Raw genomic sequence first — 18,165 nt, forward strand, 5'->3', positions numbered from 1 at the left:
TTGCCGGACGTACCCTATTTTACAGTTGATCTATATCAACCTGGTTCTTTGGTATTATAAGCTAAACTTCATAAAAAAAGGAACCCAGATATTGCTTGAGTTCCTTGAAAAATATTTAGGTTGAATATTTACGTTTAAAAAAAATATTAATCGACTGCCTGAATCATTAAAGCACCAACGGTTAGATTTGTCCGTGGATCAATAACAATCGCTTGAGAATTTGCCGGATTTTCCTGCTGCAGATCAAATACTAGATTCTCAGCGGACTTAATGGCTATTCGACCAATATCATTTAGTTTGATTGGATCATTATATATTTTTTCCTGTGTATTGATATCAAATTTGTATAACACATCTAAAATCTTAACCTTGGTTAATTTACCGTGGCTTTGGACAAGATAAACTTGCGCAGTATCCAAAGGTTTATTGTCGAACCAACATAAGTTTGCTTGAATATTGCGCTCAAACTTTGGCGGCTGTTCTACACTTGCAATGGTATCGCCGCGACTAATGTCGACATCGTCACTGAGGTGTACAATGACAGATTGTCCGTTTTCAGCCCGTTGAAGTTGTTGCCCGTTTAATTCAATCGCTTGAATTGTGCTATATGTTTCTGCTGGATAAACAATAACCTGGTCACCAACCGTGAGCCCCTCTCCTAGTACTCGACCTGCATAACCTCTATAGTCGTGTAAATCATCGGTTTGTGGTCTTACAACCCATTGGACGGGAAACCTCCAACTGGCTGCTTCCTGTTCGTGAATTTCTACATTTTCCAGGTAATCCAATAAAGATTCGCCTGCATACCAGCTCATTCTTTCGGACTTATGTACAATATTGTCTCCTTTTAAGGCTGAAACAGGTATGAAATCAATATCCTTAAGTCCGAGATTGTTAGCTAAAGTTATATAATCAGCCTTGATCTGTTCGAAAACAGAAGCGCTATAATCGACCATATCCATCTTGTTTATGCAGACCAAAACTTGTTTCATGGCCAATAATTTGGCTATGAAAGAATGACGTTTTGTTTGCTCTATTACGCCTTTGCGTGCATCAACCAGAATGATTATGAGATCTGAATTGGAAGCTCCAGTTACCATGTTTCTGGTGTATTGGATATGTCCTGGAGCATCGGCTATAATATATTTTCGGTGTTCAGTCTGGAAATATTTATAGGCTACATCAATTGTTATGCCTTGTTCACGTTCAGCTTTAAGTCCATCAGTCAATATGGCCAAGTCTACAGTCCCATCGTCATTTTTCCGGTTGGCACGCTGTATAGCTTCCAATTGGTCGTCCAAAATGGAGTTTGTATCATATAGTAATCGGCCAATCAAGGTACTTTTACCATCATCTACAGAACCGGCCGTTATAAATTTCAATATATTCATTGTTGTCAATATCAGGTATGTGATTTGAATTAAAAGTATCCTTGTTTTTTACGCTCTTCCATGGCTGCTTCCGATACCTTATCGTCCATTCTAGCGCCACGTTCACTTACTGTTGAAGCCTTGATTTCGGCGATAATATCATCTAGCTCCGTTGCTGTTGAATCTACGGCTGCTGTACAAGTCATGTCGCCTACAGTTCTGAAACGTACAGATTTGCGTTCTATGATATCATCAGCATCGATATTTAAGAATGAGGCAGCAGCCATCAGTTGCCCATTGCGGGTAATAACATCCCGCTCATGGCTGAAATAAATCGATGGCAATGCAATCTGTTCACGTTTAATATAGTTCCAAACATCGAGCTCAGTCCAGTTTGAAATAGGAAACACCCGTACATTTTCGCCTTTGTTTATTTTGCCATTAAAGATGCTCCACAGCTCAGGTCTTTGGCGTTTCGGATCCCATTGTCCAAATTCATCACGCACGGAGAAGATTCTTTCCTTAGCACGCGCTTTTTCTTCGTCCCGACGTGCGCCACCGATACAGGCATCAAAACCATGTTTAGCGATTGTATCGAGTAAGGTAACTGTTTGCAAGGCGTTCCGACTTGCATTTTTTCCTTTTTGCTCAACGACTTTTCCTTGATCAATGCTGTCTTGAACATAACCAACGATAAGTTTTTCTCCTATGTCTTCAATCAATGAATCCCTGAAAGTGATTGTCTCAGGAAAATTGTGACCAGTGTCAATATGAACTAATGGAAAAGGAAATTTACCAGGCCTAAATGCTTTTTTTGCCAAGTGAACAAGTGTAATGGAGTCCTTACCACCAGAGAATAATAGCGCTGGTTTTTCAAATTGTCCGGCTACCTCCCTTAAAATATATATTGCTTCCGCTTCTAAATGATCTAAATAGTCCATTCTCTGAAATAATAAAATTTGATTTTAATGAATTTGGGTTTCTACCTCGCTATTTTATGATTTAACGGCGTGCAAACCACATTCTTTTTTACTTTGATCTTCCCACCACCATCTACCAGCGCGGAAGTCCTCTCCTTCTTGTATTGCTCTTGTACAAGGTTGACAACCGATACTTGGGAAACCCTTGTCGTGTAGCACATTGTACGGAATATATTGCTCTTTACAATAATTTTTAACTTCCTCAAAAGTCCAGTCAAATAAAGGATGGATTTTGATGATTTGGTTTGTTTCATCGTATTCGATAAAGTCCATGTCGTGGCGATTGATGGATTGATCTGATCGGATGCCCGTTACCCAAATTTTTTTCCCTTTAATCGCGCGTTGTAAAGGTTCAATTTTCCTTATCCTACAACATTCCTTCCGATTCTCAACCGACTCATAAAAGGAGTTTGGACCTTTTCTGCTGATAAAATCTTCCAACAATGTTGCATCCGCAGTATATGTTTTAATACGCAACTGATAACGCTCTAAGGTGCGGCTCCACAGGGAATAGGTTTCTTTGAACAGTCTTCCAGTATCCAGTGTAAATATTTCGATATTAATATTATTCTTACCGATCCATTCAGTGATTACTTGATCCTCAATACCGAAAGAGGTTGAAAAAACTACCTCATTAGGAAATAGTGAGGCTATTGTTTGTAAGAGCTCCACTCCTTTTTTTTCGCCAATAATTTCTTTAATTTCCTTAACGTTCATAACGTAATATATTTTTTGTATGCTCGTTCAACTGCTTTACTTTGTATTCAAAATCTCCTCGAAGCTGCTCTCGATAAGCACTCATGAGTGAAAGTGTTTCGTCAATTTCCTCCGGTAACAAGTCATTCAGTAGTTCCTTCACCCTTTTGGCAATCGTCGGTGATTTGCCATTGGTAGAAATAGCTATTTTCAAGTCGCCTTTCTTTACGATGGACCCCAGGTAGAAGTCGCATAATTCGGGTTTGTCCGCGGCATTAAACAGTATGTTATTTTGCCTGGTTAAATTACGCAGCTGTTCGTTGAGCTCCATGTTATTGGTTGCTACAATGACAAGTTGTTTGTCCGTAAGGTCGTCTGGTCTAAACGGACGAATGTGGAGCTGAATTTGTGTGTAATTTTGTAATAGCTCCTTAAATTCCGGGATGATTTCCCGAGTCACAATAGTCAGTTTTAATCCCTCATCATTGGAAATTAAAGCTTGAAATTTTTCCAATGCAACTTTCCCGCCCCCAACAAGTAAGGTGTCAATTTGATTCAATTTGACGAATATTGGAAATAGCTGGTTCATATCTATAAAGCTAAAGCTTTTTCTTTAATGTGTTGGAATGAACGATGCTTGGCAACGACCTCGCCGATTACAATAATCGCTGGGACACCGACCCTTTTCTCTGTTGATTCATCAAGAATATTATCGATAGTGCCTAGTACAACTTTTTCATTAGGCAATGAACCATTTTGAATCAAGGCTATTGGTAAATTATGAAGATTTCTTTGGCGGTAGATTTCCACGATCTCTGCCAATTTTCCGTAGCCCATCAAGACAACGACAGTGGCCTTGGATTCTGCTGCCAGATAAAGATCTGTTGAAAGTGAACCGTCCGATTTGGAGCCTGTGATGACCCAAAAGCTCTCACTGATTCCCCGGTAAGTTAATGGAAGTTGTTGTAGTCCGGTAAGTCCAATTGCGGAGGAAATACCTGGCACAACGGTAGTTTCAATACCATATTGCTGTACGTAGTCAATTTCTTCGCCACCACGGCCAAAAACAAATGGATCACCACCTTTTAGACGTACAACATGTCCATAGTTTAAGGCATAATCCACCAAAAGGCGATTGATTTCATCCTGTGAAGTAGAGATTTGTTCGGCTCGTTTTCCAACATATATCTTGATGCATTCAGCCTGTGCATAATCCAGTAGTTCATCATTCACCAAGGCGTCGTATAAAATGACATCTGCTTTTTCTATTGCTTTGATGCCCTTTAGGCTGATCAGATCCGGATCACCGGGGCCTGCTCCTACCAATGTTACTTTTGCTTTTATTGACATACCTATTCCCTCCTATACCAATACTGGTTTTAAATTTTTCCGTTGATAGACTTCATTGATAAACTTCGTTGCTTCCTGAAGGTAGTTGATTGCAAAATGCTCCGTTGGTTCATTTTTACTAATCTGTAGAACTAATTCTGGAAACGTTTGGTCAAAATTATATTCACCTGTTTCCACGAAATGTGTTTGGAATTCGTTGATTACGATATTTTGTGTGCTGGCGCTAATCCCTTTATCCAATAGTAGGGCTTTTGCTGCTTGTACAAAGGCATTATAAGCGTGATAAATCGCATCCGAGAATTTGGATTCCTGAAATGTTTCATTTGCCCATTGTAACTTTTCTTCCGCCTCATAGATCAACGTAGCAACCAAGTCAATCACGACACCTGCACACTCGCCAACTCCGATTGCCGTTTGGAAAGTTCCTTCATGTCCCCAGTCGACAAATTCGTCCTCAGCAAGATTGGTCAAATCCGATAGAGGCTTTAAAAGATTATAAAAGTAATTTTTACTTTGTCTGTCGTAGTAAGCATGGAAGTTTTCATTTGCTTCAGCATTTTTTTTATAATCATTCAGCACCCATTCTACAACATGCAAGACTCTTTTTGTCGGCACTTTAATAATACGCTCGGCAACACGTCCTTCACCATTACCAATTGTCCCGCCGCCAAGCATAACTTGGGCTGCAGGGACCACTTTGCCCTCCGCTTTAACCGAACTACCATGAAAGCCGATATGTGCCAGACCATGTTGGCCACAAGAATTCATACAACCCGAAATTTTTATTTTTAAATCCCGATTAAAGACAAAATCCTGATGAAATTCGGCGATATAAGATTCGATAACCCGCGCCATTTCAGTACTGTTTGAGATGCCTAGATTACAGGTATCCGTACCAGGGCAAGTTGTTACATCTGCAGTACTATCAAAACCTACCTGCGCTAGATCCAACGATTTAAGTAGTTGATAAATATGTGGCAGTGACTTTTCTGTTGCGTATTTTAGCAGTAGGCTTTGGTTTTGTGTGATACGGATATCGTCCGCGACCAAATCCTTCAGACCTGCAACCAACGCGCGTGCTTTATCTGTACCTATATCACCGGTGGATACCCGCACATAGACACCGTAATATCCTTTTTGTTTTTGTTCGAATGTATTGGTGCCCTTCCAAACTTGATAGTTTAGATCACTATCTAGATTAATCGTTGATAGCTGATTGTCGTCCGGTGGTATTGGCTGTTCGATTTTGGTTCGGTCGATCGGATAGCTTTTCACCTTCGTGGCGATTTTCTCGGCTTCAATTAAACTTAGCACTTCCTCTAACCCTAGTTTCTGAATAAGGTATTTGAATCGAGCTTTATTTCGGTTATTTCTTTCACCATAACGATCAAAGACACGAAGTGTCGCTTCGATATAAGGGATCAATTCATCTTCTGGTAAAAACTCGCTTGTCACTGATGCTAAGAAAGGCTGAGATCCCAATCCCCCACCCAATAACACTTTAAAACCACGAATTTCCACACCATCAACAATTTTTAGTTTTGGAATAAAACCAAGGTCATGAATATAGGAAAACGCAGTGTCTTCATCACTGGCAGAAAATGACATTTTGAATTTTCGTCCCATTTCCGCACATACTGGATTGCGCAAAAAATATTCAAAGGTCGCCTGAGCATATGGCGAAACATCAAAAGGTTCCTTTGGATCGATTCCCGAGCTTGGGGAAGCGGTGACATTACGGACTGTATTTCCACAAGCTTCGCGTAATGTAATATCGTCTTCAGCCAATTTGGACCAAAGTTCTGGTGTACGGTCAAGACTAACGTAATGAATCTGTATATCTTGACGTGTGGTCAGGTGCAGATTACGGCTTGCGTATTCGTCTGATATTGCTGCAATTTTGTTCAATTGCTTAAACGTAACCTTTCCAAATGGAAGTTTTATACGAACCATTTGAACTCCAGGTTGTCTTTGTCCATATACCCCCCTAGCCAAACGCAACGATCTAAATTTCTCGTCGGCAATTTTGCCCTCGTGGAACAATCGAATCTTTTTTTCAAGTTCTATAATTTCCTTCTCCACGATAGGATTTTCTAATTCTGTGCGGAAGCTTTGCATATAACAAATAAAATCTATTGATTTAGTATTCTTTTCTCGATGTCAAATGTAAAAATATTTTTTTAATATTCTATAATATCTACCAAATTAATATATATTTGCCCTATAAAATTTAATATATAAAACCTGTAGACTTTTAGGTGTAATGATGAGAAAGTTTTTTATAATCTTGATTTTAAGCTATGTAATCGTATTTAAAATGACTTCCTGTGCGCCAAAAGTCAAAAATGGTTATAGTAAGGAACATGGTTTTGAAGGTAATATTTCTTTGTCCGGTGCCTTTGCCCTTTATCCTTTAGCTGTAGTTTGGAGCGAAGATTTTAAAAAAATACATCCAAATGTTCGCTTCAATATTTCAGCTGGAGGTGCTGGAAAAGGAATCGCCGATGTTCTGACAGGTATGGTTGATATCGGAATGGTATCGAGAGACCTACACGAGCAGGAAATAAAAAAAGGGGCTGTTCCAGTTATTGTTGCTAAAGACGCTGTTATCTGTACGATTAATCCTGGTAACCCTAATTATTCCGCTATTTTGAAGCGTGGTCTGAGCCGCGAAGAATTGCTGAATATTTTTGTAAATAGAAAGTTTAAGACCTGGAAAGAAATTGATCCTCAGTTTACGGCGGATCCTATCAACGTGTATGTACGTTCGGATGCTGCAGGAGCGGCTGAAACATGGGCTAAATTTTTTGGTCATAAGCAGGAGGATCTGCAAGGTATTGGCATTTTTGGTGACCCTGGGATTGCTCAGGCCATTAAAGATGATACTCACGGGATTGGATTCAATAACATTAACTACGTCTATAGTCTGAAAACCAATAACGTGTTTGATCGTATTGCGGTTGTTCCTTTGGATCTCAATAAAAATGGGCACATTGAGGATGATGAGCAGTTTTATGGTACTCTATCTAATTTGACAGAGGCCGTCGCTACAGGAAAATACCCAGCTCCACCCTCAAGAGAGCTAACCTTTGTAACGCGCAATAAGACCGAATCCCTTCTCTTGAAGGAATTTATTTCTTTTGTGCTTCAAAAACAGGCCCAATCGCAACTCCTTGAGAATGGCTATGTCCCACTAGATGAAACATTGATAAAAGAAGAACTTAATAAGTTATAGCATGCTAAATACCCGTCTCGTTAAAGATACTCTGGTCAAGCGATCCACCTTGCTCCTGCTGCTGATTTCACTTTCGGTTGTGGTGATTATTGCGGTTGGCTTAACTATAAAATCGATTCCGTTATTTGAATACAGTAATATCTTTCAACTGTTAACCGACAAGGTTTGGTCACCAATGAAAGGATCGTTTGGCTTTTTGCCTTTTATTGCAGGTACGCTTGCTGTTACCTTGATTTCTCTTGTTATTGCGATTCCGCTTTGTATACTGACTGCGGTTTATTTGACTGAATATGCTTCGGATGCCTTAAAAAATATGATGTTTCCGTTGGTCAATATTTTAGCAGCGATACCACCGGTTCTCTATGGTGTTTGGGGGGTATTGTTTATTGTACCTTTAATTCAGCTGTATATCGCTCCCATCTTTGGGGTTGTTACATCGGGATATTCAGTGCTTGCCGGTGGAATTGTATTGGCAGTAATGATCTTTCCCATTATGATTTCCATTATGGTAGAGGTGCTTCAAACGATACCTTATGAGCTAAAAGCGGCTTCGCTTTCATTAGGTGCAACAAAATGGGACACCATTAAGCATGTTATTCTGAAGAAGGCTAGACCGGGCATTGTTGCTGCAATTGTTTTGTCAACATCGAGGGCATTTGGTGAAACAATAGCGGTGTTGATGGTCTGTGGCAACGTTGCAAAAGTCCCTACTTCGGTATTTGATGCCGGATACCCAATTCCAGCATTAATAGCCAATAATTTCGGGGAAATGATGTCAATTCCACTTTATGAATCTGCGTTAATGTTCTCTGCGTTGTTGCTGTTTGTGATCATATTTGTTTTTAATTTAATATCTCGTCTTATATTGAGACGACTGGAAGGAGCTCAGCATGGATAATACGAAAAGACGGCTATTGAGTGAAAAAGTAGCGAAAGGTTTTATGCATCTCTCTGGGATAACCGTGACTGCTTCCTTGTTTTTTATCGTAGGAACTATCTTGTATAAAGGGCTTCCTTATCTCAGTTGGGAGATGGTTAGCCAGTTGCCAAAAGGTGGATTTTATATTGGAAAGGAAGGTGGGATTTTGAATGCGATCTTGGGCTCCCTCTATCTAGCAGGTGTAGCGACAGCCTTGTCCGCAATTATAGGTATTCCGATTTCGTTGTACCTTAACGTTTATTTGGGGGCGAAATCAAAAGTGACACAGCTTTCTAAATTGTTGTTTGATGTCTTGTATGGTGTTCCTTCTATTGTTTATGGGGCGGTTGGTTTTGGTATTATGGTTTATTTAGGTATTCGAGCGTCGTTATTGGGGGGAATTATTACAGTGACACTGCTAACCATTCCAATTGTGGTTCGTACGGTTGATGAGCTGATAAAAACAATTCCTGACGATTTAAAGAATGTCACTCTTTCCCTTGGAACCACACGCTGGGAATTGGCTAAGGTCATGCTAAGAAGCATCCGAACAGGGCTTCTTACCGCGATTTTGCTGGCTTTTGGGCGTGCTATTGGTGATGTTGCGGGCGTTTTATTGACAACAGGTTTTAGTGACAATCTTCCAAAATATATTGATGAACCAGCGGCAACGTTGCCATTGTCCATTTTTTTTCAGCTAAGTAGTCCTATTCCCGAAGTTCAGGGGCGCGCTTATGCTTCAGCTTTAGTTTTAACAATCATTATTTTAATTATTGTAGTATGCACTCATATCCTTCAATCGAAACAAAAAAATCGTCGATAATAAGTCCTTTGAGCAATCCCCACATTGAAATCAAGGATCTTAATGTCTATATTGACGGCCGACATATACTTAAAAATATTAATCTCGCCCTTCCTAACAATAGTGTAACTTCGATTATTGGTCCTTCAGGTTGCGGAAAGACAACGCTTTTAAAGACACTCAATAGATTAGTAGATGATACCAAGGGGGTTGAAATAACGGGATCTGTACTTGTTAATGGTGAGGATATTTATGGTAGAAATGCTGAAGTAACACATATCCGTAAGAAAATGGGACTTTTATCCCAAAAACCTTATCCTTTACCAATGTCGATCTATGATAATGTGGCTTACGGTCCTCGCATACATGGTACTCGAAGCAAAAAGGAGTTGGACAGAATTGTGGAAACGCAATTGCGAAATGTGGCGTTATGGGACGAAGTCAAGGACCGTCTCGGACATTCGGCTAGCGGATTGTCCATCGGTCAGCAACAAAGGCTTTGTCTTGCAAGAGGTTTGGCTGTAGAACCTGAGATTATACTTGGGGATGAATCGACATCTGCGTTAGATCCGCTTTCAACTGCTAAAATTGAGGAATTACTAATCGAATTGAAGAAAGATTATACTATCGTATTGGTAACGCATATCTTACGGCAGGCAAGACGGGTGTCTGACTATATTCTGTTTGTCTATGGCGGAGAAATTCTTGAGTTTGGACCGACGGAACAGGTTTTATTGAATCCGCAGAATGAAATCACAAAACAGTACGTAAAGGGATTTATTTCCTAGAAGGTTAAGAAGTATCTACGCTGGATGAAGTTTATGAGAAAGAAATAAGGATTGGCTGATAAAAAGAATAAGCCAAAGGTTTAATTTCTTCTGCGGGATATGTTCCCTATAGTAGTGAAGACCATTGCTTTGTCGGGATAAACATTAGTAAAATCAGCATACGACCGATATTGTTTCCATAAAATCAGTTGGTAAACTTCGTTTAAGAAATTATGCGGGAGCATTCATGTTTAAAATATGAATAATCCCGCATTTATTTTATCATGGTATCAAATAGACTCTATTTCCTACTTCAGGTGGAATAAATCATCAACGCCAAGTATCTTCTTGGAAGTAAATCCTTCGGCATATTTCACTTGGATATATCGTCCAAATTCTCGGGCTCTGGCAGCAGTTGATTCCATGAAATCCGGATTAGAAATGTAGGTTTGCGGTTCGTCAGGATTTACATTTTCTCCTGTGTAAAATTGAGTTTTATAGGCTAAAACGGATTTTTCTTTAATATGGTAATAATCTGTTATATCAATAACAATATCTGGTTTTATATAATAATCCTGTACAAATTGCAGGACCAATCGGGGGCGGTGGACCTCCTGAGGAATATTGTCATGATCAAAAGTTTCCACTCTTCTCAAGCCAGCAAGAAAGCAAGCGTCACTGACCATCTGTCCCGCTCTTCCATGATCCGGGTGGCGGTCTGTGATGGCATTTGTGATAACAATTTCGGGTTGATATTTGCGGACAGCTCTTATCACTGCCATTTTCTCTTTTTCGGCATTTTCAAAAAAACCATCTCTTAAGTCCAGGTTCTCCCTAGCGGCCAGTCCTAGGATTTCGGCAGCATCTTTTGCTTCCTGAGCCCTGGTTTCCGCTGTGCCGCGCGTGCCAAGCTCGCCTTGAGTCAAATCAACAATTCCAACCTTTTTTCCTTCAGCAACATATTTTGCCATTACTCCACCTGCGCCTAATTCAGCGTCATCAGGATGTACAGCAATGATAAGTAGATCTAATTTTAACATATGATATCTCTCTTTTTATTTGGCTCTTCAATGACAAATCATTCCATTTAATCAACGAACAATTTTACTGAGATGCTATAGACAGCTTCAATATACTATTGGTCCAGAGTCGATATACGATTAGATTGACGTTGTGAGAGCCGCGGCAAAGGTAAGTAGTTTATGGTTTATTCTTGTAAAAGACGCTCGATATTGCGGCAAATTTTACTTGATAATGGCGAAGTAATCGGATAATAAAAATCAATCACCTCTCCTTTTTTGTTTACCAAGTATTTGTGGAAATTCCAGGAAGGTTTACTGTTGATATAGCCATTTTGTTCTTTGTTTGAAAGAAAACGGTATAATGGTGTTGTGTATTCGCCGATAACATGGCTACGTTTAAAAATAGGGAAACTCACTTGTTGATTGATTCGGCAGAATGTTTCCAGTGTACCGCCTGTTAGAGGTTCCTGGTTACGAAAATTATTTGCTGGAAATGCCAGGATTTCGAAACCTTGGTCTTTATATTTTTGGTAGAGTTTTTCGAGCGATTTAAATTGTCTGGTAAAGAGGCATTGACTAGCAGTATTGACGATGAGTAAAACTTTACCTTCAAAATCAGCGAGAGATTTTTTTTTACCATTAAACTGAAGTGCGTCAAAGTCGTATACTGTTTTCATCTGATTTTAGTTTGATTGGTCACATGACAGGTTGGGGTCTCGATTTCTCAAATTCTCTAATGATATTTTCAATGGCAAAGTCTTCTTTTGGATCATAAGTTGACTTTAGGTTGTGACCGAATATTTTCGCGACTCCCTGATAAAAAAAAGCGGAAATCCCACCCTTCATTTCCTTTACCATTTCATAGCCGGTATGTCCCGTATAACGATCGATCAATTTAATGAGTATTTTGCCTTGTGAGATAGTCATATTTTTGATTTCTCGGTCAAACATCTGTTTTACGTCACTTTCACATTTTTCGACCAAAGCTTTATGTTCCTTCTTGTCCGAAGTCAGTGCTAGATCTCTGTCCAACTGATCATATCTTTTTTGCGCATAGATCGCATAGGGAAGAACCTTGAGGACATTTCTTCTAAAGCGGAGATATTCTCTTCGCGCTTCTTCACTCGACCAAGTCCTTTTGGCCACTACAACAACTTCTCGAATAGGAAACCAAGGCAATACTTCTCCATTTGCCAAGGTTGTTGTCATATAACTGTTTACGGTTTCCTGTGCCCCTTCTCCATACAAAGGAAGCGTGAGAGGTTGAGACTGCGCCCAGCTGGACAAAGTCCCTGTTAGAAAAAGTAAACAAAATAATATTGTCTTCATCTGGGCAATTATATAACGCTTTTTAATTTGTCAATGCTATAATATTTTGGTAGATTTATTACAAAATAAGTTAGCTTGAAAATAGTATTCAAGAATTCATTAACTAAATTACACAAATTTACTCAAAAAACATCATTTACCTGCAACGTTTATGAAAGATTATGTGATTGATATTGAAGCAGAAAACAAAGAGATAAGGAAACGTTACCGTGCATTGTTACGCGCCTGTAAACCAACTTTACAACGCGGGGACAAGCAAGAGATCCGCAAGGCATTTGATTTGGCGTTGGACAGTCATAAAGAGATGCGACGTAAATCAGGGGAGCCATACATCTATCACCCAATTGCTGTTGCCCAGATTGCCGCTGAAGAGATTGGCTTAGGGACGACATCTATTGTATGCGCGTTGCTCCATGATGTAGTTGAAGATACCAATGTTACATTGGATGAAATTGAAGAAATGTTTGGTAAAAAAGTTCGCCGAATTATCGATGGGCTTACCAAAATTTCAGGAATTTTCGATCCAAACAGCTCGATGCAAGCGGAGAACTTCCGGAAAATGTTGCTCACACTTGCTGATGATGTCCGTGTGATTCTCATAAAACTAGCGGATCGATTGCACAATATGCGTACCATGGAATTCATGGCCAGGGATAAGCAGCTGAAGATTGCTTCGGAGACAAGCTACCTTTATGCACCATTGGCACATCGTCTTGGACTTTATGCGATAAAATCCGAACTGGAAGATCTGTCCATGAAATATACCGACCCGGATACCTATAAATTTATCGCCCGAAAACTGAATGAGAAAAAAGCGGAACGGGAAAGATTTATAGGCGACTTTATTGGGCCTATCAAAGATATATTGGAAGAACAAGGTATTAAGGCATCCGTATTTGGACGGCCTAAATCAATTCATTCGATTTGGAATAAGATGCGTAAAAAATCGATTCCTTTTGAAGAAGTTTATGACTTGTTTGCAATACGGATCGTTATCGATGCTGTGGATGAAAAGGAAAAGACGGAATGTTGGAAGGTCTATTCTATTGTCACAGACTTATATCGCCCTAACCCCGACCGCCTTCGTGATTGGATTTCTTCACCTAAAGGGAATGGTTATGAATCATTACATACGACTGTAATGGGACCTAAAGGGCAATGGGTAGAAGTTCAGATCCGCACCAAACGGATGAATGAGATTGCCGAAAAAGGGTTTGCAGCGCATTGGAAGTACAAAGAATCAAATTCAGATTCTGGCTTGGATCAATGGATCAAAAAAGTACGTGACGTCTTAAGCAGTCCAGATCAGAATGCGATGGATTTTGTGGATGATTTTAAGATGAATCTCTTCTCCGATGAGATTTTTATATTCACCCCCAAAGGAACACTGATTCAACTCCCCAACAATGCCACTGCTTTAGATTTTGCCTTTGAGATTCACTCTGATATTGGGGCGAGTTGTATTGGCGCTAAAGTAAATCACAAACTTGTTCCTTTGAGCCATATTTTGCAAAATGGAGATCAGGTGGAGATTATTACTTCAAGCAAACAGTCGCCTAAAGAGGATTGGTTGAATTTTGTTGTGACTGCGAAAGCCAAATCTAAAATCAGATCTTCTTTAAAAGAAGAAAAGAGAAGAGTAGCGGAAGATGGGAAAGAAATTTTGGAACGTAAGTTGAAATCGCTAAAGGTTACTTACAATACGGATAATATTAACAAAATTGCCAACTTTTTAAAATATCCCAGTTCGCAGGATCTCTTCTACAATGTTGCTAAGGGAATCGTTGATATCAGGCAGTTAAGAGAGTATGTCGCCCATGAAAAAGCAGTTGAAATTAATACCAGTTCTTCGTCTGGAAATCAATTTAATACTCATATAGGTGGTCTAGTCGAAAAAATCAATAAAAAGGAATTCGATACGATCTTGATTGGCGATGACATGCAGAAAGTGGACTATACGTTAGCACCATGTTGTAATCCTATTCCAGGTGATGATGTCTTTGGCTTTTTAACTGTTAATGATGGTATAAAAATTCACCGTACGAGCTGTCCAAATGCCTCCAAGCTGATGGCAAATTATGGCTACAGAATTTTAAAAGCACGCTGGGCTTCTACAAAAGATTCTGCATTTTTGACAGGTTTACACATTGTTGGTATAGATGATGTAGGATTAGTGAACAAGATTACAACTGTTATCTCGCAAGAATTTGCTGTTAATATTCGATCGTTGTCAATCTCCAGCAACGACGGTATTTTTGATGGTAATATCATGGTGTATGTAAATGATACTGCGCAATTGGAAAGTCTGATGAAAAATTTAAAGCAAGTCAGGGGGATAACGGGTGTCAATCGATATGAATCGGAAAGTTAATACCCAAGGATTAGATTGAAAACTGCATTGCAGCAGCTACCATTAACCACTATTTTTAATAGAGGAAATATCAATCTTAATTGGTAAATTTGTACAAGAATATTTTTACTATGAATCAAGCTGAAAATTTTGCAACTGTAAAAAAAATCTTTGAAGCCTACTTAGAAAATAAAAATCTAAGAAAAACACCAGAGCGCTATGCGATTTTGGAAGAGATTTATTCACGTACTGATCACTTTGATGTCGAGTCTTTGTATATCCATATGAAGAACAAGAAATATCGTGTCAGTCGTGCTACAGTTTATAATACCCTAGAACTTTTGGTCTCTTGTGACTTGGTTACAAAACACCAGTTTGGAAGGAACATGGCACAATTTGAGAAGTCATATGGGTTCAAACAACACGATCACGTGATCTGTATTGAATGTAATAAGGTTGTTGAATTCTGTGATCCACGTATCAACCAAATTCAGAGTCTCATGGGAGATCTTTTAAAATTTGATATTAAGCACCACTCACTCAATTTGTATGGTGTATGTCAAGACTGTCAACTTAAGAACAAAAAAGAAGAGACCGTCGCTCACGAAGCTATTTCAAATTAATCTTATATTTTCTTAAATATAATAGTACATTTGTTCAGGAATGTTCAGGGGAAAATTCCTGAACATTTTATTTTTAAATAGAGTCTATTTTTATTAATAACATTTTAATTACTATACTTTAAAAGCTATGCAAGTTGATGTGCTTTTGGGCTTACAATGGGGTGACGAGGGTAAAGGTAAAATCGTAGACGTATTTTGTCCAAAATACGATTTAATCGCTCGTTTCCAAGGCGGCCCTAACGCCGGACACACGTTGGAATTCGATAACAAGAAATTCGTACTCAACACAATTCCATCTGGTATCTTCAATGAAGGTACACTAAATCTTATTGGTAATGGTGTCGTTATCGATCCGATTATCTTAAAAAGAGAGTTAGACAACCTGAAGACAGCTGGTTTTGATCCGGTGGGTAAAGGCAATTTGGTTTTAGCGCGAAAAGCACACCTTATTCTGCCTACACACCAATTATTGGATGCTGCCTCAGAATCAAAAATGGGTGCAGGAAAAATTGGATCCACACTGAAAGGTATCGGTCCAACTTACATGGATAAAACCGGTAGAAATGGTTTACGCGTAGGTGATACAACACTTCCAGATTTTCAAGAGCGTTACCAAAAGTTGAAAGAAAAACATCTAAGTATTCTTTCGCACTATGGAGAAATACCTGATTTCAGTGAAAAGGAGAACGCATTTTTGGATGCAATTGAATTCATTAAATCTATCCCACATGTGGATTCAGAGCATTTGGTGAATCAATACCTGAAAGAAGGCAAACGAGTATTAGCTGAGGGTGCTCAAGGTACACTTTTGGATGTTGATTTTGGTTCTTATCCATTTGTAACTTCATCGAATACCACAACAGCTGGAGCTTGTACAGGTCTAGGTATTGCACCAAATAAAATCGGCAAGGTATATGGTATCTTTAAAGCTTATGCGACTCGTGTAGGTGGTGGTCCCTTCCCTACTGAACTTCATGATGAAACTGGCGAAAAATTACGTCAATTAGGCCATGAATTTGGAGCAACTACTGGTCGTGCTCGCCGTACAGGTTGGATTGATATCCCTGCCTTGAAATATGCTATTATGCTTAATGGCGTAACAGACTTGATTATGATGAAGGCCGACGTTTTGGATACCTTCGACAAAATCTATGCATGTACACATTATAAATATAATGGTGAAGTGATTGATTATATGCCTTATGAAATCATCACACATCAAGCCGAACCTATCTTGGAAGAAATTGATGGGTGGAAACAAGATTTGACTGGTATAACGTCTGAACAGGAGATACCTGAAGCATTAAAAAATTACATTTCTTATTTAGAGAAAGCTCTTGAAGTACCTATCACAATCCTATCGGTAGGTCCTGATCGTAAACAAACATTAGCTTTATCAAAATAAACTATGCGGATCGAAAGTTTTGATCTTCTCGATTCTAAAGATAAATTTCATCAAAAAGCCCTGCATTGGTCGGGGCAATTTGATGAAATTTCTTTCTTTAATAGTAATGGGATGTCCGATCAATGGGGAAGATATGAGCAAGTATTGGCTGTCAAGGCATTATTCTCCTTCCGTGCAAATGCAAATGTATTTGATCAGCTCGATACATTTTTGAATTTACATCAATCGCAGTTTATCCCTGGATTTCTATCCTACGACCTCAAGAATGAGATAGAGGAATTACAGACAACAGGTAAAGATCAGCTCGAATTTCCGGAAGCTTATTTCTTCGTGCCAGCGATTACGCTCCGATGGACGGCAGATCAAGTGCATATAGAGGCTGAAGATCCAGTTGACATATATCAAGCTATTTGCGACACGAAGATCCCTTTAGCAGCTCCAATTGCGGTGCAAGTACAATCGCGTTGGACAAAAAGTGAATACGTCAAAGCATTTGAAGATGTGCAAGCGCATATTCAACGTGGAGACATTTATGAAGTTAACCTTTGTCAAGAATTTTTTGCCGAGAACGCCGACATCTCGCCGCTCGAAGTTTATCATCAATTGAATAGCCTATCACCTACCCCATTTAGTTCGTTCTTCAGAGTAGGACATCACTTTGTCATGTGTGCTTCTCCGGAGCGATTTTTAGCGAAAAGGCAGGGAAAGCTGATTTCTCAGCCGATTAAAGGTACGGCGAAAAGGGGGGCAAATCCAACAGAGGACCGACAGATTATAGCTGATATGTTGAGGTCAAAAAAGGAGATTGCTGAAAATGTGATGATCGTTGACTTGGTGCGTAATGACTTGACACGAAGTGCTCTTCCTGGAACGGTTGAAGCTACTCGCCTTTTTGAGATTCAATCCTTCGAACAAGTGCATCAAATGATTTCTACGATTACCTGCATGCAAGACCCAGAAGTCGCCAATGTGGATGTGTTTAGAAATACCTTTCCTGCAGGTTCGATGACAGGTGCTCCCAAAATTGCAGCTATGCAAATTTGCGATCAGCTTGAAGCTCGAAAGAGAGGTGTCTATGCAGGGTCTATCGGATACTTTGACACTATACATGATGAGTTCGATTTTAATGTTGTCATCCGCTCACTGCTGTATAATAAACAAAAACGGTACCTTTCCTTTCATACTGGAGGGGCGGTCACCAATCAGGCAGCTGCAGATCAGGAGTATCAAGAATGCCTTTTGAAAGCTTCAGCCATCCTTGAAGCCCTAGATGCAAGATTGGAAGAATAAAACTATACTAATTTTGTAGAGAATATT

The 18,165-nt window shown here is 39.4% G+C and carries 17 protein-coding genes; 8 read left to right on the plus strand and 9 right to left on the minus strand.

Annotated features, from left to right (window positions below; genetic code table 11):
* Positions 1–146: 146 nt before the first annotated feature.
* From AAH582_RS12210 to AAH582_RS12235, 6 genes are read right to left on the minus strand one after another with little or no spacing between them, the layout of a single operon-like run.
* The gene (locus AAH582_RS12210; RefSeq protein ID WP_343322328.1) at positions 147–1,391 is read right to left on the minus strand and encodes a sulfate adenylyltransferase subunit 1; all 1,245 of its coding nucleotides are present in this window, start codon (positions 1,389–1,391) and stop codon (positions 147–149) included.
* A gap of 29 nt (positions 1,392–1,420) precedes the next feature.
* A complete protein-coding gene (cysD, locus tag AAH582_RS12215) occupies positions 1,421–2,311 on the minus strand; it encodes a sulfate adenylyltransferase subunit CysD (RefSeq protein ID WP_070564167.1) in 891 nt (296 codons plus the stop codon).
* A 54-nt stretch (positions 2,312–2,365) separates the two neighbouring features.
* Complete coding sequence (locus AAH582_RS12220; RefSeq protein WP_343322329.1) at positions 2,366–3,067, minus strand: phosphoadenylyl-sulfate reductase; 702 nt, start codon at positions 3,065–3,067, stop codon at positions 2,366–2,368.
* Positions 3,057–3,635 carry a precorrin-2 dehydrogenase/sirohydrochlorin ferrochelatase family protein gene (locus AAH582_RS12225; protein WP_343322330.1) on the minus strand — a complete coding sequence of 193 codons (579 nt, stop codon included), beginning with the start codon at positions 3,633–3,635 and terminating at the stop codon, positions 3,057–3,059. Before AAH582_RS12225 ends, AAH582_RS12220 begins: the two co-directional genes overlap by 11 nt.
* Before the next feature lie 2 nt (positions 3,636–3,637).
* Positions 3,638–4,396, minus strand: a complete 759-nt coding sequence (gene cobA / locus AAH582_RS12230; protein WP_343322331.1) for a uroporphyrinogen-III C-methyltransferase — start codon at positions 4,394–4,396, stop codon at positions 3,638–3,640.
* 12 nt (positions 4,397–4,408) lie between these two features.
* Positions 4,409–6,514, minus strand: coding sequence for a HEPN domain-containing protein (locus AAH582_RS12235; RefSeq protein WP_046673383.1), 2,106 nt, complete (start codon positions 6,512–6,514; stop codon positions 4,409–4,411).
* A gap of 145 nt (positions 6,515–6,659) precedes the next feature.
* On the opposite strand from AAH582_RS12235, the gene AAH582_RS12240 reads away from it, so the two are divergent.
* Genes AAH582_RS12240 through AAH582_RS12255 form a run of 4 tightly spaced genes read left to right on the plus strand, consistent with a single transcriptional unit; the run spans position 6,660 to position 10,140 of the window.
* Positions 6,660–7,631, plus strand: a complete 972-nt coding sequence (locus AAH582_RS12240; protein WP_343322332.1) for a PstS family phosphate ABC transporter substrate-binding protein — start codon at positions 6,660–6,662, stop codon at positions 7,629–7,631.
* Position 7,632: 1 nt separating this feature from the next.
* Positions 7,633–8,529 (plus strand): phosphate ABC transporter permease subunit PstC, encoded by an 897-nt coding sequence (gene pstC / locus AAH582_RS12245; protein ID WP_046673381.1) that lies wholly within the window; start codon positions 7,633–7,635, stop codon positions 8,527–8,529.
* Between the two features lie 16 nt (positions 8,530–8,545).
* Positions 8,546–9,373, plus strand: a complete 828-nt coding sequence (locus AAH582_RS12250; protein ID WP_343322333.1) for a PstA family ABC transporter permease — start codon at positions 8,546–8,548, stop codon at positions 9,371–9,373.
* On the plus strand, positions 9,331–10,140 hold the full coding sequence (locus AAH582_RS12255; RefSeq protein ID WP_046673379.1) for a phosphate ABC transporter ATP-binding protein: 810 nt from the start codon (positions 9,331–9,333) through the stop codon (positions 10,138–10,140). The genes AAH582_RS12250 and AAH582_RS12255 overlap by 43 nt, the downstream gene beginning before the upstream one ends.
* Before the next feature lie 287 nt (positions 10,141–10,427).
* Here AAH582_RS12255 and bshB1 read toward each other — a convergent pair whose 3' ends face one another.
* From bshB1 to AAH582_RS12270, 3 genes are all read right to left on the minus strand, one after another.
* Entirely contained in the window at positions 10,428–11,159 is a 732-nt protein-coding gene (gene bshB1 / locus AAH582_RS12260) for a bacillithiol biosynthesis deacetylase BshB1 (RefSeq protein WP_343322334.1), read from the minus strand.
* Between the two features lie 167 nt (positions 11,160–11,326).
* Complete coding sequence (locus AAH582_RS12265) at positions 11,327–11,818, minus strand: glutathione peroxidase (protein ID WP_343322335.1); 492 nt, start codon at positions 11,816–11,818, stop codon at positions 11,327–11,329.
* A 19-nt stretch (positions 11,819–11,837) separates the two neighbouring features.
* Positions 11,838–12,470 carry a DUF4294 domain-containing protein gene (locus tag AAH582_RS12270; RefSeq protein WP_046673377.1) on the minus strand — a complete coding sequence of 211 codons (633 nt, stop codon included), beginning with the start codon at positions 12,468–12,470 and terminating at the stop codon, positions 11,838–11,840.
* A gap of 151 nt (positions 12,471–12,621) precedes the next feature.
* Between AAH582_RS12270 and AAH582_RS12275 the strand changes: the two genes are divergently transcribed.
* From AAH582_RS12275 to AAH582_RS12290, 4 genes are all read left to right on the plus strand, one after another.
* Positions 12,622–14,841, plus strand: a complete 2,220-nt coding sequence (locus AAH582_RS12275) for a RelA/SpoT family protein (protein WP_046673376.1) — start codon at positions 12,622–12,624, stop codon at positions 14,839–14,841.
* Between the two features lie 110 nt (positions 14,842–14,951).
* A complete protein-coding gene (locus AAH582_RS12280; RefSeq protein WP_046673375.1) occupies positions 14,952–15,443 on the plus strand; it encodes a Fur family transcriptional regulator in 492 nt (163 codons plus the stop codon).
* Positions 15,444–15,570: 127 nt separating this feature from the next.
* Positions 15,571–16,848 (plus strand): adenylosuccinate synthase, encoded by a 1,278-nt coding sequence (locus AAH582_RS12285; RefSeq protein ID WP_046673374.1) that lies wholly within the window; start codon positions 15,571–15,573, stop codon positions 16,846–16,848.
* 3 nt (positions 16,849–16,851) lie between these two features.
* A complete protein-coding gene (locus AAH582_RS12290; protein ID WP_343322336.1) occupies positions 16,852–18,138 on the plus strand; it encodes an anthranilate synthase component I family protein in 1,287 nt (428 codons plus the stop codon).
* Positions 18,139–18,165 lie beyond the last annotated feature (27 nt).

The sequence above is a fragment of the Sphingobacterium multivorum genome, assembly GCF_039511225.1.
Classification (GTDB): domain Bacteria; phylum Bacteroidota; class Bacteroidia; order Sphingobacteriales; family Sphingobacteriaceae; genus Sphingobacterium.